At 65.7% G+C, this 23,818-nt stretch carries 17 protein-coding genes; 13 read left to right on the top strand and 4 right to left on the bottom strand.

The window, feature by feature from the left end; all coding sequences use genetic code 11:
* Positions 1 to 19 precede the first annotated feature (19 nt).
* Positions 20 to 1,312 (top strand): efflux RND transporter periplasmic adaptor subunit, encoded by a 1,293-nt coding sequence (locus tag ACK4R0_RS12805; protein ID WP_409674472.1) that lies wholly within the window; start codon positions 20 to 22, stop codon positions 1,310 to 1,312.
* A gap of 107 nt (positions 1,313 to 1,419) precedes the next feature.
* Positions 1,420 to 4,572 carry an efflux RND transporter permease subunit gene (locus ACK4R0_RS12810; protein WP_409674474.1) on the top strand — a complete coding sequence of 1,051 codons (3,153 nt, stop codon included), beginning with the start codon at positions 1,420 to 1,422 and terminating at the stop codon, positions 4,570 to 4,572.
* Positions 4,573 to 4,784: 212 nt separating this feature from the next.
* Here the strand turns inward: ACK4R0_RS12810 and ACK4R0_RS12815 are convergent, their stop codons facing one another.
* Positions 4,785 to 5,843 carry an ArsO family NAD(P)H-dependent flavin-containing monooxygenase gene (locus ACK4R0_RS12815; protein ID WP_409674476.1) on the bottom strand — a complete coding sequence of 353 codons (1,059 nt, stop codon included), beginning with the start codon at positions 5,841 to 5,843 and terminating at the stop codon, positions 4,785 to 4,787.
* A 455-nt stretch (positions 5,844 to 6,298) separates the two neighbouring features.
* Here ACK4R0_RS12815 and ACK4R0_RS12820 point away from each other — a divergent pair, with 455 nt between their 5' ends.
* The 5 genes from ACK4R0_RS12820 (at position 6,299) to ACK4R0_RS12840 (ending at position 9,770) form a co-directional block, all read left to right on the top strand.
* Positions 6,299 to 6,661 carry an ArsR/SmtB family transcription factor gene (locus tag ACK4R0_RS12820; RefSeq protein WP_409674478.1) on the top strand — a complete coding sequence of 121 codons (363 nt, stop codon included), beginning with the start codon at positions 6,299 to 6,301 and terminating at the stop codon, positions 6,659 to 6,661.
* 8 nt (positions 6,662 to 6,669) lie between these two features.
* Positions 6,670 to 7,185 (top strand): arsenate reductase ArsC, encoded by a 516-nt coding sequence (locus tag ACK4R0_RS12825; RefSeq protein ID WP_409674480.1) that lies wholly within the window; start codon positions 6,670 to 6,672, stop codon positions 7,183 to 7,185.
* A complete protein-coding gene (gene arsB, locus ACK4R0_RS12830; protein ID WP_409674482.1) occupies positions 7,182 to 8,267 on the top strand; it encodes an ACR3 family arsenite efflux transporter in 1,086 nt (361 codons plus the stop codon). Before ACK4R0_RS12825 ends, arsB begins: the two co-directional genes overlap by 4 nt.
* Positions 8,264 to 9,022, top strand: a complete 759-nt coding sequence (arsH, locus tag ACK4R0_RS12835) for an arsenical resistance protein ArsH (protein WP_409674484.1) — start codon at positions 8,264 to 8,266, stop codon at positions 9,020 to 9,022. Before arsB ends, arsH begins: the two co-directional genes overlap by 4 nt.
* Positions 9,023 to 9,089: 67 nt before the next feature.
* Positions 9,090 to 9,770 carry a DUF2490 domain-containing protein gene (locus ACK4R0_RS12840; protein ID WP_409674486.1) on the top strand — a complete coding sequence of 227 codons (681 nt, stop codon included), beginning with the start codon at positions 9,090 to 9,092 and terminating at the stop codon, positions 9,768 to 9,770.
* A 41-nt stretch (positions 9,771 to 9,811) separates the two neighbouring features.
* Here the strand turns inward: ACK4R0_RS12840 and ACK4R0_RS12845 are convergent, their stop codons facing one another.
* The 3 genes from ACK4R0_RS12845 to ACK4R0_RS12855 are packed head-to-tail and all read right to left on the bottom strand — an operon-like array spanning position 9,812 to position 16,007.
* Positions 9,812 to 11,719, bottom strand: a complete 1,908-nt coding sequence (locus tag ACK4R0_RS12845; RefSeq protein ID WP_409674488.1) for a sialate O-acetylesterase — start codon at positions 11,717 to 11,719, stop codon at positions 9,812 to 9,814.
* Positions 11,720 to 11,766: 47 nt separating this feature from the next.
* The gene (locus tag ACK4R0_RS12850; RefSeq protein ID WP_409674490.1) at positions 11,767 to 13,422 is read right to left on the bottom strand and encodes a glycoside hydrolase family 43 protein; all 1,656 of its coding nucleotides are present in this window, start codon (positions 13,420 to 13,422) and stop codon (positions 11,767 to 11,769) included.
* Complete coding sequence (locus ACK4R0_RS12855) at positions 13,419 to 16,007, bottom strand: glycosyl hydrolase 115 family protein (RefSeq protein ID WP_409674492.1); 2,589 nt, start codon at positions 16,005 to 16,007, stop codon at positions 13,419 to 13,421. The genes ACK4R0_RS12850 and ACK4R0_RS12855 overlap by 4 nt, the downstream gene beginning before the upstream one ends.
* Positions 16,008 to 16,332: 325 nt before the next feature.
* On the opposite strand from ACK4R0_RS12855, the gene ACK4R0_RS12860 reads away from it, so the two are divergent.
* From ACK4R0_RS12860 to ACK4R0_RS12885, 6 genes are all read left to right on the top strand, one after another.
* Complete coding sequence (locus ACK4R0_RS12860) at positions 16,333 to 17,448, top strand: glycoside hydrolase family 43 protein (protein ID WP_409674494.1); 1,116 nt, start codon at positions 16,333 to 16,335, stop codon at positions 17,446 to 17,448.
* Positions 17,449 to 17,453: 5 nt separating this feature from the next.
* Positions 17,454 to 18,902 carry a xylulokinase gene (gene xylB / locus ACK4R0_RS12865; protein WP_409674496.1) on the top strand — a complete coding sequence of 483 codons (1,449 nt, stop codon included), beginning with the start codon at positions 17,454 to 17,456 and terminating at the stop codon, positions 18,900 to 18,902.
* Positions 18,903 to 18,943: 41 nt separating this feature from the next.
* Positions 18,944 to 20,251 carry a xylose isomerase gene (gene xylA, locus ACK4R0_RS12870; RefSeq protein WP_409674498.1) on the top strand — a complete coding sequence of 436 codons (1,308 nt, stop codon included), beginning with the start codon at positions 18,944 to 18,946 and terminating at the stop codon, positions 20,249 to 20,251.
* 98 nt (positions 20,252 to 20,349) lie between these two features.
* A complete protein-coding gene (locus ACK4R0_RS12875) occupies positions 20,350 to 21,930 on the top strand; it encodes an aldehyde dehydrogenase (NADP(+)) (RefSeq protein WP_409674500.1) in 1,581 nt (526 codons plus the stop codon).
* A complete protein-coding gene (araD1, locus tag ACK4R0_RS12880) occupies positions 21,927 to 22,898 on the top strand; it encodes an AraD1 family protein (RefSeq protein ID WP_409674502.1) in 972 nt (323 codons plus the stop codon). The genes ACK4R0_RS12875 and araD1 overlap by 4 nt, the downstream gene beginning before the upstream one ends.
* A complete protein-coding gene (locus tag ACK4R0_RS12885) occupies positions 22,895 to 23,815 on the top strand; it encodes a Gfo/Idh/MocA family protein (protein ID WP_409674504.1) in 921 nt (306 codons plus the stop codon). The genes araD1 and ACK4R0_RS12885 overlap by 4 nt, the downstream gene beginning before the upstream one ends.
* Positions 23,816 to 23,818: the final 3 nt, after the last annotated feature.

Consider the following 23,818-nt stretch of genomic DNA (forward strand, 5'->3'; position numbering starts at 1 on the left):
CCGCCCCCTTCTTGGACTTGTGCTGATCCCGCTTGCGCTGCTGAGCGCCTGTTCCGAGCCCGAAGAGGCCGCCGAGGAAGCGGTGGTGGTGAGCGTGCGCGTCGAGCCGGTCCAGCGCCGCGCGCTGCAGGCCTGGGTCTATGGCCAGGGAACCGCGCGCGCAGTGCAGCGCGAGTTCCTCACCTTTGCCGATGCTGGCCGGGTCGAATGGCTCGACCCGCAGCTACGGCTGGGCAGCAGTGTCGCGCGCGGCAAGCTGATCGCTTATCAGGAGCCTGCGCGCTCTCGCGCCGGGCTCGCCAACGCCGAGGCTGCCCTGATCACGGCACGCAGCGAGATTGCGCAGGCACAGGCCGCCGAACGCGAGGCGCAAGCCACGCTTGAGCTCGCCCGGGTGACGCTCGAGCGTTACCGAACACTGATCGCGCAAAATTCCGCTTCGCAGCAGGAGTTCGACCGCGCCGAGGCCGAGTTTGCGCAGGCGCAGGCGGCGCAGGCGCGGGCGCGGGCACAGACCCGCTCGGCACAGGCGCGCGTCGGTTCGGCGGATGCAGAGATCGCGCAGGCGCGTCTGGTCGTGGGCGATTCGCGGATCGTCTCGCCAATCAACGGGGTGATTTCGCGGCTCAACATCGAACAGGGGCGCTACTTCACCCCGCAGACGGTCCAGACAACCTCCGAGGCGAACGCATTGCGCACTGTTCCGGTGGTGGTGATCGATCCGTCCGCGTTCGAGATCCGCGTCGACCTGCCCTCCTACGCTTATCGCCAGCTGGCGATAGGCTCGCGGGTGATGATCGGCGCGGGCGAGCGTCCCACGGCAAGCGCAACCGAGAACGGTAACGGTGACGCGGCCTCCCGCTCCAGCCTGCCCGGCGGACCGCCGATGCCGGTAGGCGATTACCGCATAGCAGGCACGGTCCACGCGATCAGCCCCGCACTCGACCCCGAAAGCCGTACCTTCGAGGCGATCATCCGCACATTGGACCGCGCGCCACAGCTGCAGGACGGTGAATTCGTAGCAACCTGGATCGCCCAGCCAACCCGCCAGCCCGCCCTTGCCGTCCCGCTCAACGCGCTGCGCACCCGTAACAACCGCAGCTTCGTCTTCGTCGTCGATCGCCAGCGCAACGTTGCGATCGAGCGCGAGGTGCGTCTGGGTGTCCAGTCCGAAGGTCGCCAAGCGGTGCTCTCCGGCCTGCGCGAGGGCGACCTGGTGGTGACGGCAGGCCGCGCACGGCTGTCGAACGGGGTCGCGGTGCGGATTCTTGGCCAACCGCAGCCCGCCGCAGCACAACGACCGAAGCGGTGACGCGCGCGATGGCGGACAGCGACCCGGCGGACTGCGGACCGACGCCCGGTGGACACGGGCAGGCAGCAGATACCGAAACTCCGGAGGTGGCTGCTGCTGGCAGCCTGGTGAGATTCTTCTTCCTCAAGACGACCTTCGGTATCCTGCTGGCCATCACCCTCGCAGTCGGCGGGCTGTTTGCTTATGGCGCACTCGTCAAGGAGTCGCTGCCTGATCTCGAGATTCCGCAGGCGATCATCAACACCGCCTGGCCGGGCGCCGATCCGCAGACCATGGAGCGCCAGGTCACCGACCGGATCGAGGACGAGATCACGACGCTTCAGGGCGTTCGTCGGGTCGATAGTGCCTCGTTCGACAGCTTTTCGGTCATCTCGGTCGAGTTCGAGGCCTCGGTCGAGGTGAGCGATGCAATGGGCCGATTGCGCGCCGCAGTGAACGATGCCGAGGCCGAACTGCCTCCCGAGGCTGAACGCCCGACCATCAACCAGATCTCGGTCAGCGATCTCCCGATCCTGACCATGGCGATCGCCGGCGACGTCGCTCCCGATACGCTCAACCGCGCTGCCGAGCAGTTGCGCGATCGGCTCGAGCGGGTCACCGGAGTGAGCGAGGTCGCGCTCGGCGGCAATCGCGAGGAGATCGTCCAGATCCTGCTCCAGCCCGAGCGGATGCTCGCGCTGGGCCTCTCGCCGACCCGCGTTCGTGATGCGATCCAGCAGGCCAATCTTGAACAGCCCTTCGGCGAAATCCGCAGCGACGAAATCGGCGCGATCGTCCGGCTCGAGGGCCGCTTCTCGACGATCGAGGAACTGCGCGCACTCCCCGTCGTGCGGTTGAGCGAGGGCGCGTCGCGGCGCGCCATCCGGCTCGAGGAGGTCGCGACGATCGAGCGGCGGCTCGAGCCCGAGACCACCCGCGCGTTCGTCGGGGGTACCGAACGCGCATTCGTGCCTTCGGTCGAGGTCACCGTGACCAAATCGCCCGGCGCCGATACGGTGGCGCTGGTCGACTCGATCCGCGCCGAGCTTGCTGCGATTCAGGACGGCGCCGATTGGCCCGATGGTATCGAAACCACACTGATCCAGGACGAAGCCGAGCAGATTTGGTCCTCGCTCAGCGAGGTCTTCGTCTCGGGCCTGCAGGCCATGCTGATCGTCTTTGTCGTGCTGTTCCTCGCCATCTCATGGCGCGAGGGGCTGATCGCCGGGCTGTCGATCCCTATCACCTTTGCCGGGGTGCTGCTTGTGGTGCTGCTGCTGGGCTATTCGCTCAACGAACTCGTCATCATCGGCATGGTGATCGCGCTCGGGCTGATCATCGATGTCTTCATCATCATGCTCGAGGGCCTGCACGACGCGATCTATGGCCGCGGCGAGACCTTCGGGCAGGCGGTGCTCTCGACGCTCGACCGTTTCGCCGTTCCCGCAGTCGCTGGCCAGTTGACCACGATCCTGGCGTTGGCACCGCTGATGGCGATCTCGGGTCCGGCGGGTCAGTTTATCCGCGTGCTGCCGGTGACGACAATCATATGCCTGGTGCTCGCGCTGATCGTCGCGCTGCTCGTGTCGGTGCCGCTGTCGCGTTACCTGCTGGGTCACCAGACCCGAACCGGCGATCAGGAACCCAGTCGCGCGGACCGCATGACCGCGCGTGCGATGGACCGTCTTGAGGCCTGGCTGGCAGCGACGGTGCTGCTCTCGCGCAGGCGAGCAGGCTTTTGGGTGATGGGAGCGACCGGTATCTTCGCGCTTTCACTGGTCGCCTTTACCCAGACACCGACCGAATTCTTTCCGCAAAACGACGGCGAGCGGCTGGGCATCAACATCGAATTGCCCCCGAGCACGCAGCTTGATGAAACCCAGGCGGTGGCCGACGCGGTGGGCGCGCTCCTGCGCGAGCGCCCCTATTTCGCGCATGTGATCAAGCTGGTGGGACGCAAGAGCCCGTTTGCCGGGGGCAATGTGGCAGCTGCGCTCCAGCCTAGCGACAGCGAGAACTATATCGGCTTCTCGGCGATCTTCGTCGAACGGGGCGAGCGCGACGCCAGCTCTTACCGGCTTGCCGAACAGCTGCGCGTGGAACTCGGCAACTATCTCGATGCCAATGTCGCCGGCGCCGAGCTGCTGGTCGTCGAGGAAGCTTCGGGCCCCGGCTCGGGCGAACCCATTGAAATCGAGATCCGCGGGCCCGACATGGACGAACTCCAGGTGCTGGCGACGCAGGTCAAGGCCATGCTCCAGCGCGTGCCCGGCACCGGCGGGGTACGCGACAATCTCGGCGCACTGAGTTCGCAGATCGCGCTGCGTCCCGATCGCGAGGCGGTCGATTATCTGGGCGTGACCCAGGCTGAACTGGCAGGCCAGGTCCGGATTGCGCTCAGCAACGACGAGATCGGCCGGTTCGCCACCGGGCCGGGAGAGGACGATATCGACATCCGCCTGGGCACCGAATGGCCCAGCCGCCCGGGCGAGGCACGCGGGCCGCGCGACCTGGAAGAGATCGCACTGGTGCGCGCGTTCAGCGAGACCGGGCGCTCGATCTCGCTGTGGCAGCTGGTCGATCCGGTCAGTTCGGAGGGCGCCGTCGCTATTGCCCATAGCGAGGGGCAACGCGGAATCCGCGTGCTGGCAAGCAACGAGGGCCGCACGGTTGAGGACATCATCGAGCAGATCCGTCCCGAACTCGATCGGATGCAGGCCGAATGGCCCGCAGGCTATCGCTATCTGATCGGTGGCGAATCGGCGGATGCGGGCGAGGCCTTCGGCTCGGCAGGAATCGCGCTGCTGGTCGCCATCATCCTGGTGTTCGGGGTGCTGGTGATCGTTTTCGATAGCTTCAAACAGGCCTTCATCATCCTGGCGACAATGCCGTTGGCGCTGATCGGCACTTTCATCGGCTTCTTCGCCTTCAACATCCTGTTTTCCTTCTTCGCGATGATCGGCGTCATCGCACTGGTGGGGATCGTGGTGAACAACGGGATCGTCATGGTCGACACGATGAACCGCTATCTCGCTGAAGGGCGCACGGTGGCAGAGGCCGCCGCATCGGGTGCTGCGCGGCGGCTCCGGCCGATCGTCACGACCTCGGTGACCACGATCGCCGGGATGGCACCGCTGGCAATCAGCAGCGAGCTCTATCGCCCGCTGACGCTGACCGTGATCCTCGGGCTGATCTCGGCAACGGTGCTGTCGCTGGTCATCGTTCCTGCACTGTATATGCTGCTGACCAGTTCTGGATCTCGGGCTGGCGGGCTAGACTGACGCGCCATCCCGGAAAAGCGCTCAGGCAGCTGGCGACCCAGCATAAGCTGTTCGGACGAATCGGCTGGAATGTCGGCTCGCCTGAATCGGTCATCCCCCAGTTTGGCAGTAGACGCTCCCAACAATCAGCCATCCGAGCAATTTCGCTGCCAACGTTAGTGAACCCGCGGCTTGTTCAGCGCTGCTGCTCCATCCAGCGAAGGGATGTGCAGCTACGATGCCGCGGATGGGCCCGCAACGATTTCTGACAGCTGCGCCGCCAGGTCACGCGCTGTCCTGGCCGCCCCCATCAACGTTGCCGACCCCGCCCCGGTCCAGTCGCCATAGCCTGCCAACCACAGTTGCGGCTCCTTGATGGATCGTTGGTCGATTACCTGCACGCGGCCATCGTCCTCGACAACATCGAGCGGCAGCAGGTGATCGAGCGCGGGTCGGAAGCCGGTGCACCAGATGATCGCATCGACGGTCATCTGCGATCCATCGGGCCAGATCACACCCGTTGCCGTCATCCGTTCGAACGGCCGGACAGTCGTGAGATCACCGCGATCGCGGGCCTCTCTGACCGGCGGTACCACGACGATATCGCCGATGCCGCCGACAGGTGTCTCGCCCGGTCCAGCCTTCATCCGCGCCACCGCACGTTCAAACAATACGCGACCATCGACGTCGTCCGGCAGAAACAGGGGGTCGCTGGTCGTGACCCAGAGCGCGCGGGCGACAGGTGCGATCTCCGCCATGATCTGCGCGCCGCTGTTGCCCCCGCCGACCACCAGAACGGTCTGATCGGCATAGGCGTCGGGCGTGACATAATCGGCCGAATGGACCTGCGTGCCGGTAAATTCACCGCGCCCGGGAATATCCGGAATATACGGCTTGGACCAGGTTCCGGTGGCGCTGACGACACAGCGCGCGGCGAAATCGCCCGCGTCGGTCTCGATCTGCAGAACCTTACCCATGCGCCTGACCGCTGTCACACGGACAGGACGCCTGATCGGCAGATCATAGCGGGACTCGTAGCGTGTCAGATAATCGAGCACATCATCGCGGGTGGGATAGCCTGCATGTGCCGTCGGCGGCATCAGCCAGCCGGGCAGCGAGCTATAGCCGGCCGGCGAAAACAGCCGCAGCGAATCCCAACCATGCCGCCACGCGCCGCCGGGACCGTCTTCGGCGTCCAGAATCAGAAAGTCGACCTTGGCGCGGCGCAGATAGTAGCCGAGCGATAGCGCCATCTGGCCGCCGCCAACGATGATTACGTCATGGGTTTCCATGGATTACTCCTCCGGCCAGCATGTGAACTCTGGCGCGTTCTGGTCTGGAACAGCCAGCCGCTGAGCTCGATCATTTCTGATAAGGTGCCGAGGATACGACGTTGCAAACAGAGCATCGCGGCTCCTGCTCGCAGGGGTGGCGTGGGCCCCTTTCCATCGGTCATTGCCCAAGACAGCGGCCAGCGCGTTCGCACGATGTCCGCTCGATCTGGATTGTCGAGTGGCCAATGCCGAAATCATGGTCGAGCTCACGTGTGACAGTCTCCAAAAATGCATCGGCCTGAGGTCCCATCAGGCTGTCGATCGGTGTGGGTACGAGAGACTTGTATGCCTCAAGACGCATATGCGCTTTGAGGCAAATCAACATTTGGCAACGATATTTCGAAATTCTTCGAATTGAGGCTTGACCGAGCCGTGCAATATAGTATTTCGACGCTACTCGAAAGGTGGTGGACATGGATGATCTCAGTGCACAGGTCTGGGCGGTCGATGCGCTGGGGGCGCTGGCGCATGAGACGCGGCTGGCGGTGTTCCGCATGCTGGTCAAGGCCGGGCCCGACGGGATGATCGCGGGCGCCATCGCCGAGCATCAGGGGGTTCCGCCCTCCACCATGTCGCACCATCTGGCAACGCTGGAACGCGCCGGGCTGGTCCAGTCCGAGCGCGAGAGCCGGCTCATCCATTACCGCGCCGATTACCCCGGCATGCGGCGCCTGCTGATGTTCCTGATGCAGGACTGCTGCCAGGGCGCGCCGGAAATGTGCGGCGACCTGATCGCCGAACTGACCTGCGCACCATCCCCAACCCGCAACGCTTGAGGCTCACCATGGCGGACAAAATCTACAACGTCCTGTTCCTGTGCACCGGCAACAGCGCCCGCTCGATCCTGGGCGAGGCCGTGCTCAACAAGATGGGGCAAGGCCGCTTCAAGGCCTATAGCGCGGGCAGCCACCCCAAGGGCGAGGTCCACCCGATGGCGCTTTCGGTGCTGGAGGGCATGGGCTTCGACACCGATGGCCTGTCGTCCAAGAGCTGGGAGGCGTTCTCAGCGCCCGGATCGCCCGAGTTCGATTTCATTTTCACCGTGTGCGACAATGCTGCAGGCGAAACGTGCCCGGTCTGGCTGGGCCACCCGACGACCGCGCATTGGGGGATCGAGGACCCCGCCGCAGTCGAAGGCGAAGGCCAGCGCGACGCCTTCCTCCAGGCGCTGCGCTATCTGTCGAACCGCATCGCATTGTTCCTGGCGCTGCCGATCGACAGCATCGACCAGCTGGCGATGAAGCAGCAGCTCGCCGAGATCGGCACTGCCGAAGGCGCCAGCAGCGGTACGAGCGCGTGACCGAAAGCCGCGCCTCCATCGCCCAGCCTTCCCCCGCCGCCTCGCCGCTGGGCATCTTCGAACGCTGGCTGTCGCTCTGGGTGGCGCTGGCTATCGCTGGCGGGATCATCCTTGGCAACATCGCGCCCGGCGCCGTTTCGGCCCTGGCCGCGCTCGAGGTGGCCTCGGTCAACCTGGTGGTCGCGGTGCTGATCTGGGCGATGATCTATCCGATGATGGTCGGGGTCGATTTCGCCAGCATCCGCGATATCCGTCGCAAGCCGCGCGGGCTGATCATCACGTTGGTGATCAACTGGCTGGTCAAGCCGTTCACGATGGCGGCAATCGCGGTGCTGTTCTTCGATTATCTGTATTCGGGCCTGCTGCCGCAGGATGACGCGCAGCAGTATATCGCTGGCCTTATCCTGCTCGGCGCCGCCCCGTGCACCGCGATGGTGTTCGTCTGGTCGCAGATGACCAAGGGCGATCCTGCCTATACGCTGGTGCAGGTCTCGGTGAACGATCTGGTGATGATCGTCGCTTTCGCACCGATCGTCGCGCTGCTGCTGGGCGTCACCGATATCGTCGTGCCTTGGGAGACGCTGTTGCTCTCGGTCGTGCTGTATGTGGTCATCCCGCTGGTGCTGGGCGCAATCACCCGCAGGCGCGTTATCGCGGCGCACAACGGCGACGAGACCGCGATCGATGCGTTCACCGCCAAGCTCAAGCCCTGGTCGATCATCGGTCTGCTCGCCACCGTCGTGTTGCTGTTCGCCTTTCAGGCCGAGACCATCGTCGGCAATCCCTTGCTGATCGTGCTGATCGCGATCCCGGTCATCATCCAGTCCTACGGCATCTTCGCGATTGCCTATGCCTGGGCCTTCGCATGGAAGGTGCCGCACAACATCGCCGCGCCCTGCGCGATGATCGGCACCTCGAACTTCTTCGAGCTGGCGGTCGCCGTGGCGATTGGCCTGTTCGGGCTGTCGAGCGGCGCGGCTCTGGCCACGGTGGTCGGCGTGCTGGTCGAGGTGCCGGTGATGCTCTCGCTGGTCGCCTTCGCCAACGCGACGCGCGGCCGTTTCACCGGAAATGCGATATGACACAGACACCAACCTTCGCGCGCTTGCGCCACCTTGCCGATGCGAACCACCTGCCCGCGCTCAACCCTGATTACGCGCACCGCGCGCCTGCGACCGGCCTGGGCCCTCTCGATCCCAAGCCGCGCATCCTGCTTTTGTATGGTTCGCTGCGCGAGCGCTCCTATTCGCGGCTGGTGATCGAGGAATCGGCGCGGTTGCTGCAGTATTTCGGCTGCGAGACGCGGATCTTCGATCCGCGCGACCTGCCCTTGCCCGATCAGGTCGAGAACGACGACCATCCCGCCGTGGCTGAGCTGCGCGCGCATTCGATGTGGTCCGAAGGGCAGATCTGGTGCAGCCCCGAACGCCACGGCCAGATTACCGGTATCATGAAGACGCAGATCGATCACCTTCCGCTCGCCTATCAGGGCATGCGCCCCACCCAGGGCCGCACGCTGGCAGTGATGCAGGTCAGCGCCGGATCGCAAAGCTTCAACAGCGTCAACACCTTGCGCATCCTCGGCCGCTGGATGCGGATGTTCACCATCCCCAACCAGTCGAGCGTCGCCAAGGCGTATCAGGAGTTCGACGAGGCCGGGCGGATGTTGCCCTCGAGCTATTACGACCGGATCGTCGATGTCGTCGAGGAGTTGGTGCGGTTCACCGTGCTGTTGCGCCCACACGCCGACCAGCTGGTCGATCGCTACTCCGAACGCAAGGACAGCGGCCAGCCGGTCGCCACCCCGGTCGAGGCTGCGGGCATCGCCCACGAGTGATAGGAACAAGCGCTGGGCGTCGACCAGCATGCGGAAGAACCCCATGAGAATATCGACTTCGCGATTTATGCTGCGCGCTGTGCTGCGCGCTTGTGCGGTGCTGCTGCCAACCCTGCAGGTCAGCCCCGTCATCGCACAGGATCATGACTTCCAGCAGTGGACCTTGCTGGTGGCGCAAGGTCCGATCAAGGATCGGCTATTGGTGCAGGCGGAAATCCAGCCGCGGATGACCAACGATGCCAGCCGGTTGGGCCAATTCCAGATCAGCCCCGCGCTCGGTTACCGCCTCAACAAAAATACGATGGTGTTCGTCGGCTATATGTTCGTCCACACCAACCCTGTCGACCGCGCATCGTTCGACGAGAACCGGGTCTACCAGCACATCGTCTATCCGGTAGGCAAGATCGGCAATGTGGCCATCAATGCCCGCACCCGGCTGGAGGCCCGCACGGTGGTGGGGGCAAATGACCTGGCCGTGCGATTCCGACAGCAGGTCAGAGCCCAGATGCCGATCGATCAGGAGCGCGGGACGCTGATCGTCGCCTGGAGCGAGGCGTTCTATAATCTGAACGACGCTGACTGGGGGCCGCGCGAAGGGTTTGATCGCTGGCGCAATTTTGTCGGCGTCTCGGTGCCGGTTGCCAAGGGGGTGATGCTCGAGCCGGGCTATCTCAACCAGGCGGTATTCCGCCCCGGCGAGGACCGGCTCGACCACATCGCGAGCGTGACGATGTTCTATCGGTTCTAGGGTGTCGTGGCCGCCATGCCTACGTGCATCCGGCCTGAGGATCAGGGCACGATGATCTCGAACGGTCCGACGGGAAGCGATGCGGCGTCGTAGAGGTTGACCACCGGACTGTCCGCCCATGCATAACGCACCCGCGTGGCGGGCCTTCCGTCGTCAGCAACCATGACCCGCTGTCCCTCGACCCGTGCGTCGGCATAGCGGCATGTCTCGGGCGCCGTGCCGCACAGCTCGAAGCCGATCGCATGGCGGCTGCCGTACGTGGATAGCTGGCCGGTGACGCCGTCAAACGCCAGCGCGATGCCGCCGTCCGTGCGCTCGGCTGCGCTGATCTGCGGACCGGTTGCTGGCTCGGCCGAGCCATAGGCGACGCTGCGCATCGCGCGCGCCAGCCTGCGCCCGACTTCGTGCTTCTGGCCGGGGTGGATGTCGCGCGGATCGCCCAGATCGATCGTCACCGTAATCGCGGCGCGCCCGTGATCGCTCGCCACGGCGCGACGCTGCTCTTCGCGGATATCCGCCCAGCCGCTTGGCGCTGGCTGTGACACCATCTGGCCATAGCCCGCCAGCTGGACGATCGCGAACGGCAGGTCGCTGACGCCGAAGTGCTGCCGCCAGTCCGCCATCAGCGCGCGCAGGCGGTCGGCATAGCCGGGCAGACCGACATCGGATTCGCCCTGGTACCAGGCGACGCCCTTGAGCCCGATGCGCCCTATCGGCGCGATCATGGCATTGTAGATCGTGCCCGCGCCCGCGGTATCTTCCCACGGTGCGCGCGGCGGGCGCGGCAGTGCGCGCTGCTCGATGGAATATTCCCAGCCCTCGCCGATCGGCTCCACGCTGCCATCGGCAAAGGTCAGCATCATCGATTCGGCGGGACCGGGCATCCCGCCCTTGCCGAAGCTGTCGTTGGCGTTGACGATGAGCACGTTGCGCCCGGCGACCAACCTGCCGCGCGGCAGCGAATACAGGCGTGGTGCGCCCGGGTTGCCGCCGCTGCCGACCGGCTGTCCGTTGAGCCAGGTCTGGTCGGCATCATCGACCGGGCCGATCGCGAGCGTGGCCGCCTGCCCCGCCTGCTGCGGCGTGAGCGTGACGGTCTTGCGAAACCACAGCACGCCGTTGAAGCTCTGCAGTTCGGCGACGCCCCAGTCTTCCCAAAACGCGATGCGGGGCACCGGCTTCCAGTCCAGCGTCGCACCGGCGCTCCACGGTTCGCTCCCTTTGCGGTCGCCGGTGCTCGCGCGCCACCAGGCCTCCCACGCGCGACCCGAGGCCAGAGATGCGGCCGCAGAATCGCGCACGTAAAGCGCACGAAGCTCTGCCGCCGCGCGCATTCCCGATGCCGCAAGCGCGGTGTCGCTCATCCACGCGCTGATGCGACTGCCGCCCCAACTGGCGTGGATTGCGCCCACCGGCACACCGGCGCTGCGCCTGAGATCCTGCGCCATGTAGAAACAGGCGGCGGAGAATTTCGCCGCGCTTTCGGGCGCGGCCGCGCGCCAGCCCGAAGTCTGCGCCAACACCGTTTGCGGCTCCAGCGCGGCGCCCCGCCCGATGGTGAACAGGCGAAGTTCACTATCCGCCGATGCGGCGATCTGGCTGTTGGCATCCTGCGCCCGCTCCACCGCCAGCTCCATGTTCGATTGGCCCGAACACAGGAACACATCCCCGATCAGGACGTCCGACGCCCGCGCCTGCCCCGCCTTGCCGGTCACTTCGAGCGTGAGCGCACGGCTGGCAGGCATTGCCGGGAAGCGCAGCTCGAACCGTCCCTGGTTATCGGCGGTGGCTTGGGCCATTGCGCCGCCCAAGGTTGCGCGCACAGCTTCACCGGGTTCGGCGCGGCCGCGCACGTGGATCGGCTGGTCGCGTTGCAACACGGCCCCGTCGGTGAACAGCGGATCGAGGACCGGCTGTGCCAGCACCGGAGTTGAGGCCGCTGCGGCCATCGACGCTGCCAGCAATGTCGGCCTGAGACTGGCGAAGCGCCTCGGCATCACCGGGTCCACACATAGGGCCCCACCACGGTGCCGGTGAAGCCCTGCGCGCGCTTGGTGCTGAGGAAGCCGGCATCGAGCCCCTGCTTGAGCGTCCGCTTCGCATCGGCGGTGGCATAATCGAACGCCATCGTACCGCCATCGGCGCGGATCGTAAGCGTAACGGGGCCCGTGCCTTGCACCGGAGCCGAAGCGACGAGCGTGTCCGACTGTGCGCGGTCGCGGGTAAAGAGCGCGACGTGCCGCTTGCCCGCGATCCGGGTGATGCCGAAGAACAGGAAGGATTCGTCGCTCTGCATCGCTGCCAGCCCGGCGCGATCGCCATCGGCCGCGGGGGTGAAATCGACGGTCGTCGACATGGTCGCGATGTGATGCTGCTGGCGGCGCCCGAGGAAGGCGGGCACGCGCTGCTGATCGCCCATCTCCGCGGCGCTTTCGAGCACCAGCCATCCGTTGTCGAGCCGATGGAAGGGCGCCGAAGGCGTGCGAACGCCGATCCATTGCATCGCCAGCGTGCTGCCATCGAAGCTGTCGACATAGCCGAAATCGCCCGTCAGCGGCGGGGTGCCGGGGGTGTCGGCGGGAAGGTCAGGCCGCTTGGCCACGAACGGGATCCGCTCGCCATCGGGCAGGATATGCGGCCAGCCATCGCGCCATGTCACCGGCAGCAGAAAGGTTTCGCGGCCGATATTGTACATGTCGTCGCCATAGGGCCGCGTGGCAAGGAAGGTTGCCCACCAGGCGCCATCGGGGGTCTGGACGAACTTGGCATGGCCTGCCGAGGTCACCGGGTTGGCGCGGTCGCGCTCGAGCGTGCGCTGGCTGAGGATCGGATTGCCGGCATAAGGCACATAGGGCCCGCGCAGCTTTTCGGAGCGCAACACGACCTCGCTGTGGTTGTCGCCGGTGCCGCCCTCGGCGGCGATCATGTAGTAGAAGCCATCCTTCTTGATGATGTGCGGGCCTTCGATCCACACCGGCTTGGTGCGGATGTCGATGCCGCCATTGACCAGCTGGGTACTCTCGCCGACCATCTTGCCGGTGCGCCAGTCGAACTCCTGGATCCAGATCGCGCGGTGACCGTCGTAGCGCGGCGGCTCGTCGGGCGCGCGGTTGTTGACGATATAGGCCTTGTCGCCCTCCCAGAAGATCGAGGGATCGATGCCCTCGAACGGCAGCCAGACGGGATCGGACCATGGGCCTGCCGGATCCTTGGCGGTGATGAAGAAATTGTCGCCGCACTGGACGCAGGTGTTGACGATGTAGAACAGCCCGTCGTGGTACGAGATGTCGGGGGCGAACACCGCCTTGGAGACCGGCAGCCCGCTGAAGTCGAGCTGGCCCGGCCGGTCGATGGCGTTGCCGATCTGCTTCCACGTGACGAGATCGCGCGAGTGGAACACCGGCAAGCCCGGGAAATGCGTGAAGCTGGACGTGACGAGATAGTAATCCTCGCCCACCCGGGTGATCGACGGATCGGGATAATAGCCCGACAGCACGGGATTGCGATATTCGCCGGGCGCGACCGTCACCTGCTCCTGCGAACGGCCTTCGTAGCGGAACTCGTCGAACCGCGCGGGGGCCGCGTGCGCCCCCGTTGCCATCAAAGCCGCAATCATCAGCGCGATGCCGCCAACTGTTCGTGTGGGGGTCATTTCGATTCTCCTGCAAGCGAAAGCACTGTCTCCGAGTCACGTGCAAGCACGATGCGCTGGAGCACGACATTGTCATCGAGACGCCAGATGCGAATGGTGTGTCGCCCGGGCCCGACCGCAGGGAAAGCGGCGGACACGATCGTGACATTGTCGATCACCGCGCGGGTCCAGTTGCGCTCGTCTTCACGCTGCCCGCCCTCGTTGGTCGGCGCGAGCTGGATCTTCACCTCCTGCATCGGACCATCGTCGATCGCCACCCCGATCCGCTGCAGCCGCTTGCCCGAGACATCGAGCGTCGGCGCAAGATGCAGCTGGACGGCGAGCGCACCTGTTCCATCGATCGTTGCTGCATAATCGAGCCGAACGTCATCCTCGCGCGTTGTCGCAGGCTGCCCCTGCGGCAGCGCAATGACCGCGCCTTCGGCAGGTCCGAGATGTGCGATGGTCTGCCAGCGCAGACCCTTACCCCCGTTCGCCTGGACGAAGTCTGCAGCCTTGATCGAAACCTGCTGGCTATCGACGGGCGCATCGGCGAACCGCACCGGCGGAGCCTTGCCCGCGACGCGCATCACCTCAGGCATTACCTGCGCTTCGGGCTGCTGCCAGATCTTGTAGCCGATATGGACCTGCGACATCATGCCGTCCCATTTGCCGTTGCCCAGCGCGTGATAGGCTGCGGTGATCTCGGCATCGCGTCGGTAGAGCGCTTCGGCCCGATCGGCGAAATGGTTGGCACGCGCATCGCCTGCCGCCGCCAGCTTGCGGTTCCAGGCGAGCGCGTAATACATCCGGTACAGGTTGCCGAGCGCGAGGATCGGGTGCTCGACAAGCTGGAAGAACGCATCGTGCTGCGATGCGGGAATAGCGCTTTTTGTGCGCAGCATTTCAGCCTCGAGCCGGTCCCATTCGGCAACCATCGCGCCGAACTCGCCACCATCGAGCGTGTCCTTGGTGACATCGCCCAGCGCGAAGCTGGTCGCATCGACCAGCTCGGGCTTGCGCCGCGCGGCGAGCCGGCTGTAATCGGTGATGTGCGCTGCGATCGCCTTGGCGTTGGCGGCGCCGAAGGTCGCCTCGGCCCAGCGCTCGGGATAGGCGGCGAGCGCCTCCGGCGTCATCGCCTCGGGGTCCCAGGCCTGAGCCATGAAGAAATCGAGCGGATATTCCACCGGCTTGATGTCGCCGACATTGACCACCCAGATATCGCGCGCGCCCTTTTGCCAGGCCAGGTCCATCTGCTGCCAGGTCTTGGCGATCTGGACGGTGTTGAGCCATTTGTAGTTGCGCGGTCCGCCGACATAATCGAAGTGATAATAGACGCCATAGCCGCCCTTGCGCGGCGTAGAGCTGTCCGGCAGCCGGCGGATCTGGCCCCAGTTGTCGTCAGCAAACAGCAAGGTGACATCATCGGGAACCCTCATCCCGGCGTCGTAATAATCCTGCACTTCCTTGTAGAGCGCCCAGACCTGCGGCGTCTGTTCGGCGGGCTTGCCGGTGACATCGGCGATGATCGCGCGCTGGTCGCGCACAATCGTCTCGAGCAGGCCGGTGGCGGTGCCCTCGGCCATCGCCTCGTCGCCATCGCCGCGCATGCCGATGGTCAGCAGGCTCTCATAGCCCTGGCCGTCGCCTTTCGACATCATCCGTTCGATCCCGCCGCGCCAGAAGGCGCGCAGATTGGCGGCGTTGGTCTGATAATCCCACGCGCCGCCGGTCACTCCGGCCTCTTTGTTGCGGTGCCATTCGTCCTGCGCGCGCGTCAGCGGCTCGTGGTGCGAGGTGCCCATCACCACGCCCATCGCGTCGGCGAGCACCATGTTCTGCGGATCGTCGTCGTTGAACGCCTTGGGCGCCCACATCGCGGGCCACAGGTAATTGCCCTTCAGTCGCAGCAGCAACTCAAAGACGTGGGCATATGTCTTGGCGTTCGGGCCCCCGAAATGTTTCTCGGACCAGCTTTTGAATGCCGGATCCTCGTCGTTGATGAAGAAACCGCGATAGCGCACGCCCGGACGGTCGGCGCGTGCGCCTGCGGTCACGAAGAGCGCGGCCTTGCGCTCGACCGGAACATCGGCCCACCAGTACCAGGGCGACACGCCGATCTTCTCCGACAGGTCGTACAGCCCGAACACCGCGCCGCGGCGGTCTGTCCCTGCGATCACCAGCGCGCGGCGAACCCCGGGCCAGGGGTTTTCGACCACCGCCTGGACATGCCCTTCCCACTGGCCCTTGATCGCCGAGACATCGAGCTTGCCGGCGCGCACCAGCGCATCGATGGCCGGGCTCTGGCCGAGCACCCCGGCGATGACCACATGATCGCCTGCGCTTGCAGGATTGGCGCCGCGTCGCGCGGCAACGCCGCTGACGCGCTCGAGATCGGCAGCAAACCCGTCGGCCGCCAGCCGCACCGCACTGTCGGCGCCATCCTCGACGATGACGGCGGGCGGGCGGCCGTTCGTCACCAGGCCGAAACTGCCCGAAGTCTCGCGCCCGCAAACCGATACCGGCGTATCGCACGCAAAGGCAGGGACCTGGCAAGCGGCGCCCGCCAGCATGAACGTGAGTATCACGGGAGCCTTGCGCATATCGGTCATCCTCCGGCAGCGCATGTTGATAGCGCTATCACATCGCAACCGTAAGCAGCCCTCGCGGATGAGGCAAGCCTCAACCCACAGAATTTTGACCGCGACAAAGGACCATCTCGCTGAGCGGAGAGCTCGACGGTCCAACTATGCGGGGTAAGGCGTCGCCCAACCGCGCCTCAAAGGCCCCTTGCTACGCCCGGGTCCACGACAAAATGCTGCAGCAAAGTGCTTGCAGCCTTGCGTCTGGCCGAAATAATGATAGCGCTATCTATAAGCTGGTCGTCAACGGCAGACCGGCATGACAACATGCATAGGAGCAGGCGAGATGACCCCTTTCAAATCGATGACCACCGGTGTTGCGTTGATGGCGCTGGCCTTCGCGACGGCCTGCGGCCCGACCGGCGGCGAACAGGCGGCGCCCGGCAACGGCAGCGAACCGGCGGCTCAAAAGACCGATCCGTCGCGCTATCTCTCGCAGCCGCTGGTCAGCGACATCTATACCGCCGATCCGTCTGCGCATGTCTGGGACGGCAAGATCTATGTCTACCCCAGCCACGACATCGACGGCCCCACCCCCGAGGATGACCTAGGTGCGCATTTCGAGATGCGCGACTATCGCGTGCTCAGCATGGATTCGATCGGCGGCAAGGTGACCGTCCATCCGGTCGCGCTCGACGTCAAGGACGTGCCTTGGGCCGACCGGCAGATGTGGGCACCCGATGCCGCGCGCAAGAACGGCACCTATTATCTGTATTTCCCCGCCAAGGACAAACAGGGCGCATTCCGCATCGGCGTCGCCACCTCCAAGTCGCCCGTCGGCCCGTTCAAGGCCAATCCGCAGCCGATCAAGGACAGCTTCTCGATCGATCCTGCGGTGTTCACCGATGACGACGGCAAGTCCTATATGTATTTCGGCGGCATCTGGGGCGGGCAGCTCCAGCGCAACACCACCGGCACCTATGATCCCGATGGTTCGAAGACCGATCTCGAGGCTCCCGACAAGCCTGCTCTCGCCCCCAAGATCGCGGTCATGGCCGATGACATGATGGAATTCGGCGAGAAGCCGCGCGATATCCAGATCCTCGACAAATCGGGCAAGCCGATCCTCAGCGGCGACACCGACCGGCGCTTCTTCGAGGCCGCCTGGATGCACAAGTACAACGGCAAATACTATTTCAGCTACTCGACCGGCGACACGCACTACCTGGTCTATGCGACCGGCACATCGCCTTATGGTCCGTTCACCTATCAGGGCCGGATTCTGGAGCCGACAGAGGGCTGGACCTCGCACCATTCGATCGTCGAATGGGATGGCCGCTGGTGGCTGTTCTATCACGACACCCAGCTTTCGGGCCAGACGCGGCTGCGCAACGTCAAGGTGACCGAATTGTTCTACAACGAGGACGGCTCGATCAGGACGATCAACCCGATGCTGAAGTAACGCCGATGTTTCTCGGCATTGATATCGGCACCTCGGGCGTCAAGGCGGTGGTGCTTGACGAGCATGGCGCGGTGGTGGCGCAAGGCACCGCCGCGCTCAGCGTGCAGCGCCCGCAACCCCTGTGGTCCGAGCAGGATCCCGAAGCCTGGTGGCAGGCGACGACCGCAGCGGTCACCGCGATCGATCCGGCGGTGCGCCGCTCGGTGCGCGGTATCGGGCTTGCCGGCCAGATGCACGGCGCGACGCTGCTCGGTGACGATGACAGACCTTTGCGCCCCGCGATCCTGTGGAACGACGGGCGTTCGGCAGCGCAGTGTGCCGAACTCGAGCAGCGCGAGCCAAAGCTGCGCGAGATTTCGGGCAATATCGCGATGCCCGGCTTTACCGCCCCCAAGCTGCGCTGGGTGGCGACGCACGAGCCCGATGTCTTCGCCGCGACGCGCACCGTGCTGCTGCCCAAGGATTATGTCCGGTTGCAGATGACCGGCGACAAGGCATCGGACATGTCCGATTCCGCCGGCACATTGTGGCTCGATGTTGCAGCCCGCGCCTGGAGCCCTACCCTGCTCGCGGCGACAGGCCTCGACGTCTCGCACATGCCTCGCCTCGTCGAGGGTACCGAGATCACCGGCACGCTGCGCGCCGACGTCGCCGAACTCTGGGGCATGGGCACCGTCCCGGTCGCAGGCGGTGGCAGCGACAATGCGGCGGGCGCAGCGGGCGTAGGCGTGGTGCGCAACGGCGATGCGCTGCTGTCGCTCGGCACCTCGGGGGTGATCTTCGTCGCCACCGATGCTTTCCGCCCCAATCCCGCGCGCGCGGTCCATGCCTTCTGCCACTGCCTTCCCGGGCTGTGGCACCAGATGTCGGTGCATCTTTCGGCTGCAGCGTGCATCGACTGGGTCGCCCGGCTGACCGGCGCCAGCGGTGCTGCGGATCTGTTCGCGCGCGCGGAAAGCACCGGCCCTGCCAGCGGCCCCGAAATCTTCCTGCCCTATCTCTCGGGCGAGCGCACCCCGCACAACGATGCCGAGGTGCGCGGCGGATTCCTCCGGCTCGATCATGACACCGGCCCCGAACGGCTCGCGCAGGCAGTGCTCGAAGGCGTCGCCTTCGCGCTGGCCGATGGGCTCGATGCGCTGCGCGATGCAGGGACCCAGGTCGATCGGCTGTCGGTGATCGGCGGCGGCGCGCGCTCGCGCTATTGGGGCGAGACGCTGGCGGCGGCGCTCGGCGTCGAGCTGGTCTACCTCAAGGGCGGCGAGGTCGGCCCGGCGCTGGGCGCGGCACGGCTCGCGCAGCTCGCGGTCGAGGGCGGATCGGCGGCCGACATCTGCACCGCACCGCCGGTGGCGCACACGATCCATCCCGATCCGCATATCGCCGAGCGGCTCGCCCCCAAGCAAGAAGCCTTTCGCGACGCCTATCCGCGCATCACCCCGCGCACTTCCTGACCTTGACCCCGTTTATTCGCAACTGCTGACTGGACCCCGCCATGACCGATTATTTCGCCGACATCCCGACGATCCGTTTCGAAGGCACCGAGACCGACAACGAACTGGCCTATCGTTATTACGACAAGGACCGGGTCGTGCTGGGCAAGCGCATGGAAGACCATCTGCGCTTTGCCGCTTGCTTCTGGCACACCTTCTGCTGGCCGGGCTCCGACGTGTTCGGCGCGGGCACCTTCGACCGTCCGTGGCATCGCGGCGCCAACGACGGCGCGGCCGCCGCCGCCAAGCGCGCAGCCGCATTCGATTTCTTCACCAAGCTCGATATCCCCTATTACTGCTTCCACGACGTCGATGTGATGGCCGACGCGCACAACATCGCTGAGCACCGCAGTCATTTTGCCGAGGCGGTCGATGATCTCGAGCGGCTGCAGGAGAGCTCGGGCCGCAAGCTGCTGTGGGGCACCGCCAATCTGTTCGGCAACCCGCGCTTTGCCGCAGGCGGCGCGACCAACCCCGATCCGCAAGTGTTCGCCTTCGGCGCGATGCAGGTGCGCGATGCGCTCGAGGCGACGCACCGGCTGGGCGGCAGCAACTATGTGCTGTGGGGCGGGCGCGAAGGCTATGAGACTTTGCTCAACACCGACCTCGCCCGCGAGCTCGACAATTTCGGCCGCTTCCTCTCGCTGGTCGTCGAGCACAAGCACAAGATCGGCTTTGCGGGCACGATCCTGATCGAACCCAAGCCGCACGAGCCGACCAAGCACCAGTATGATTTCGACACCGCGACGGTCTATGGCTTCCTCAAGCGCTATGGCCTCGAGAACGAGGTCAAGGTCAATATCGAGGCCAACCACGCGACATTGGGCGGGCATACCTTCGAGCACGAGATCGCGATGGCGGGTGCGCTGGGCATCTTCGGGTCGATCGATGCCAACCGCGGCGACCATCAGAATGGCTGGGACACCGACCAGTTCCCCAATTCGGCCGAGGAACTCACGCTGGCGATGGTCGAGATTTTGCGCGCGGGTGGATTTACTACCGGCGGCTTCAATTTCGACGCCAAGGTGCGCCGCCAGTCGATGGATGCGGTCGATCTGTTCTACGGCCATATCGGCGGCATCGACACGGTCGCGCGCGGACTGCTCAATGCCGCCGCGCTGATCGAGGATGGCAGGCTCGATGCGATCAAGGCCGAGCGCTATGCCGGCTGGGATGGCGACTTCGGGCAGCAGATCGCTACGCTCGATCTGGCGGGCATCGCCGATCTGGCCGTCGAACGCTCGATCGACCCCAAGCCGCGCTCGGGCCGCCAGGAGCGGATCGAAAACCTGATCAACCGGTTCTGCTGACCTGCCCAATCCGAAATAAAGCGCACCCCGCTGGTTGAGAAATCACGCGGGGTGCCTTACTATTAAGTCTGAGTTATTTGATTTTTGGAGACTGTGCGATGATCGATGGTGCGATGCTGATCGGCGGGGAAACCCGGCAGGCGGCAACCCGGTTCCAGAGCTATGATCCTGCGACGGGCGAGGCTCTGCAGCCTGAGTTTTCCTCGGCGAGCGCTGCCGATGTCGACGCGGCCTGCGCGCTCGCGCAAGCGGCGGCTCCTGTCTATGCCGCGACCGATCCAGAAGCGCGCGCCGCGTTTCTCGATGCCATAGCCAGCCAGATCGAGGCGATCGGCGATGACCTGATTGTGCGCGCGATGCAGGAAAGCGGCCTGCCGCGCGCGCGCCTCGAGGGCGAACGCGGCCGCACCACGGGACAGTTGCGCCTGTTCGCCAAGGTCGTCCGCCAGGGCGACTGGCTCGATGCGACGATCGATCCGGCGATGCCCGATCGCGCGCCATTGCCGCGCCCCGACCTGCGCCGGATGAACGTCGCGGTCGGGCCAGTCGCGGTATTCGGCGCGTCGAACTTTCCGCTCGCGTTTTCGGTGGCAGGCGGCGACACCGCATCGGCGCTGGCTGCAGGCTGTCCGGTGGTGGTCAAGGGGCACCCGGCGCACCCGGGGACCGGCGAGCTGGTCGCGCGCGCAATCCAGCAGGCAGTCGCGGCGTGTGGCCTGCCTGCGGGCACCTTCTCCTACCTGCCCGGTGAAACCAACGCACTCGGCGGCGCGCTGGTCAGCGATCCCCGCATCAAGGCGGTGGGCTTTACCGGATCGCGCGGCGGCGGGCTCGCGCTGGTGCGCATAGCCTCCGAGCGCAAGGAGCCGATCCCGGTCTATGCCGAGATGTCGAGCATCAATCCGGTCGTGCTGATGCCGGCAGCGCTCGCTTCGCGCGGTGCGGCTTTGGCTGAGGGCTATGTCCAGTCGCTGACGATGGGCGCGGGCCAGTTCTGCACCAATCCAGGGCTGGTGCTGGCGATCGGCGGCCCTGACCTCGACGCGTTTGCCGCCGCAGCTGGGGCCGCGCTGTCGAACAGTGCACCTGCCACGATGCTGTCTCCGGCCATCCACAAAAGCTTCGAAGAGGGCGTCGCCGCACTCGCCAACCACGCATCGGTCGAGACCATCGCGCGCGGCCTGCCGCAGACGGGAGCCAACCAGGCGGTGGGCGCTTTGTTCCAGACCGACGCCAAGCAGTTCCTCGCCGATTCAGCGCTGGGGCATGAGGTGTTCGGATCGTCTTCGGTCATCGTCCGCTGCGCCGATATGGATGAACTCATTGAGGTGGTCGCGCAGCTCGAAGGTCAGCTCACCGCCACGCTGCAGCTCGATGATGCCGACATTCCCGACGCGCGTCGGCTGTTACCGGTGCTCGCCGATCGGGTCGGGCGCGTGCTCGCGAACGGCTGGCCGACCGGGGTGGAAGTGGCCCATGCGATGGTTCACGGCGGTCCGTTCCCCGCCACCAGCGATGGCCGCACCACGTCGGTGGGCACTTTGGCGATCCACCGCTTCCTGCGGCCCGTCGCCTTCCAGAACCTGCCAGCAGCGTTGCTCCCCGACGCCATAGCCGACGACAACAGCTGGGGCGTTGCGCGGCGTATCGATGGGGTGCGCGAAGGATCGCCCCGGTGATCCGCAGCCTCATCCAGTTCAGCGACGGGGACCGCGGCGTTGCCGCGCTGGATGGCGACCGCGCCTACCGAGTGGACGGCGCGGCGAGCACATTGGCGCTCGCCCACGCCGCGCTTGCCGCTGGCCAGACGCTGGTGGACCATGTCCAGCCGCAGCTGGGGGATGCGATCGATCTGGGCCGCGTCCGCCTGCTCGCGCCGATCGATCACCCCGACGCTGCCCACCTGCTGGTCAGCGGCACCGGGCTGACCCATCTCGGCTCCGCCGAAGGGCGCGACGCGATGCACCGCGCGGCTGCGCTGGACCCCGCGCCGACCGATTCGATGAAGATGTTCATGCTGGGGGTCGAGGGCGGCAAGCCGGCAGACGGCGCCACCGGTGTGCAGCCCGAATGGTTCTACAAGGGCGACGGATCGATCCTCGTAGGACCCGATGCGCCGCTCGAGATGCCGGATTTCGCGCTCGATGGCAGCGAGGAACCCGAGATTGCAGGGGTCTATCTGATCGCTCCTGATGGCATGCCGACGCGGATCGGCTTTGCCCTGGGCAACGAGTTTTCCGATCATGTGACCGAGCGCGGCAACTATCTGTGGCTGGCGCATTCCAAGCTGCGGCCGGCCGCGCTGGGCGCAGAGCTGTTGCTGGGCGACCTGCCCGCCGACATCCGCGGGATGAGCCGCATCGTCCGCGATGGCCGCACGGTCTGGGAGAAGCCGTTTCTCACCGGCGAGGCCAACATGTCGCACAGCATCGCCAATCTGGAACATCATCACTTCAAATATGCGCCGTTCCGCCGGCCCGGCGATGTGCACGTCCACTTCTTCGGAACCGCCACCTTGTCGTTCGCCGACGGTTTCCTGGCGCAGCCCGGCGACCATTTCGTCATCGAGGCAAGGCCGTTCACCTGGCCAGTGGTCAATGCGCTGGCGCGGTCAGCCGAAACGCCGATCAGGGTTGCAGCCCTGTGATCGCGGTCGGCATTGTCGGCCTGGGCAAGATCGCGCGCGACCAGCATCTGCCTGCCATCGCCGCGAGCCCTGATTTCACCCTCGCCGCAGTGGCCAGCCGTCATGCCCACGCCGATGGCGTTCCGGGCTATGCCGATCTTGAGACCATGCTGTCGGCAGAACCCGGTCTCGAAGCGGTCGCGTTGTGCCAGCCGCCGCAGGTCCGCCATGCAGCGGCGCGCGCCGCGATCGCGGCCGGACGGCATGTTTTCCTCGAAAAGCCCCCCGGCGCGACGCTGAGCGAGGTCGATGACCTTGCCCGCGCGGCCGACTCTGCCGGGGTCACGCTGTTTGCCAGCTGGCACTCGCGCTTTGCCGCCGGGGTCGAACCCGCGCGTGCATGGCTTGCCGACAAGACGATCACCGGCGTCGATATCCGCTGGATGGAAGACGTGCGCCAGTGGCATCCCGGGCAGGACTGGATCTGGCAACCCGGCGGGCTGGGGGTGTTCGATCCCGGGATCAATGCGCTGTCGATCCTCACCACGCTGCTGCCGTGCCCGGTCTGGCTCGAAGATGCGCTGCTCGAGATACCCGGCAACCGCAGCGCGCCGATCGCGGCGCGGTTGGCGATGCGCACCGGCGACGGAGCGCCGGTCGCCGCGCGGTTCGATTGGCGACAGACCGGTCGGCAGGTCTGGGCGATCACCGTCGAGACAGACGCTGGGACGCTTGTGCTCGATGACGGCGGCAACGCGCTGACGATAGCCGGCGCGCGCCGCGAACTTCCCTCCGAGCGCGAATACCCGGCACTCTACGAGCGCTTTGCGCGTTTGATCGGCGAGAACAGCAGCGATGTCGATGTGCGCCCGCTCAAGCTTGTCGCCGATGCCTTTCTAACCGGACGCCGATCGTCTACGGAGGCGTTTTACGACTGACGG

It is taken from the genome of Blastomonas sp. (assembly GCF_046294995.1).
In the GTDB taxonomy this organism is placed as follows: Bacteria; Pseudomonadota; Alphaproteobacteria; order Sphingomonadales; family Sphingomonadaceae; genus Blastomonas.

Excerpts from the sequence above, each read along its gene's own strand:
- ACK4R0_RS12815 (WP_409674476.1), bottom strand. The coding sequence starts at position 5,843 with ATGGAAACCCATGACGTAATCATCGTTGGCGGCGGCCAGATGGCGCTA.
- ACK4R0_RS12820 (WP_409674478.1), top strand. The coding sequence starts at position 6,299 with ATGGATGATCTCAGTGCACAGGTCTGGGCGGTCGATGCGCTGGGGGCG.
- ACK4R0_RS12825 (WP_409674480.1), top strand. The coding sequence starts at position 6,670 with ATGGCGGACAAAATCTACAACGTCCTGTTCCTGTGCACCGGCAACAGC.
- arsH (WP_409674484.1), top strand. The coding sequence starts at position 8,264 with ATGACACAGACACCAACCTTCGCGCGCTTGCGCCACCTTGCCGATGCG.
- ACK4R0_RS12840 (WP_409674486.1), top strand. The coding sequence starts at position 9,090 with ATGCTGCGCGCTGTGCTGCGCGCTTGTGCGGTGCTGCTGCCAACCCTG.
- ACK4R0_RS12845 (WP_409674488.1), bottom strand. The coding sequence starts at position 11,719 with ATGGCCGCAGCGGCCTCAACTCCGGTGCTGGCACAGCCGGTCCTCGAT.
- ACK4R0_RS12850 (WP_409674490.1), bottom strand. The coding sequence starts at position 13,422 with ATGACCCCCACACGAACAGTTGGCGGCATCGCGCTGATGATTGCGGCT.
- ACK4R0_RS12855 (WP_409674492.1), bottom strand. The coding sequence starts at position 16,007 with ATGCGCAAGGCTCCCGTGATACTCACGTTCATGCTGGCGGGCGCCGCT.
- ACK4R0_RS12860 (WP_409674494.1), top strand. The coding sequence starts at position 16,333 with ATGACCCCTTTCAAATCGATGACCACCGGTGTTGCGTTGATGGCGCTG.
- xylB (WP_409674496.1), top strand. The coding sequence starts at position 17,454 with ATGTTTCTCGGCATTGATATCGGCACCTCGGGCGTCAAGGCGGTGGTG.
- xylA (WP_409674498.1), top strand. The coding sequence starts at position 18,944 with ATGACCGATTATTTCGCCGACATCCCGACGATCCGTTTCGAAGGCACC.
- ACK4R0_RS12875 (WP_409674500.1), top strand. The coding sequence starts at position 20,350 with ATGATCGATGGTGCGATGCTGATCGGCGGGGAAACCCGGCAGGCGGCA.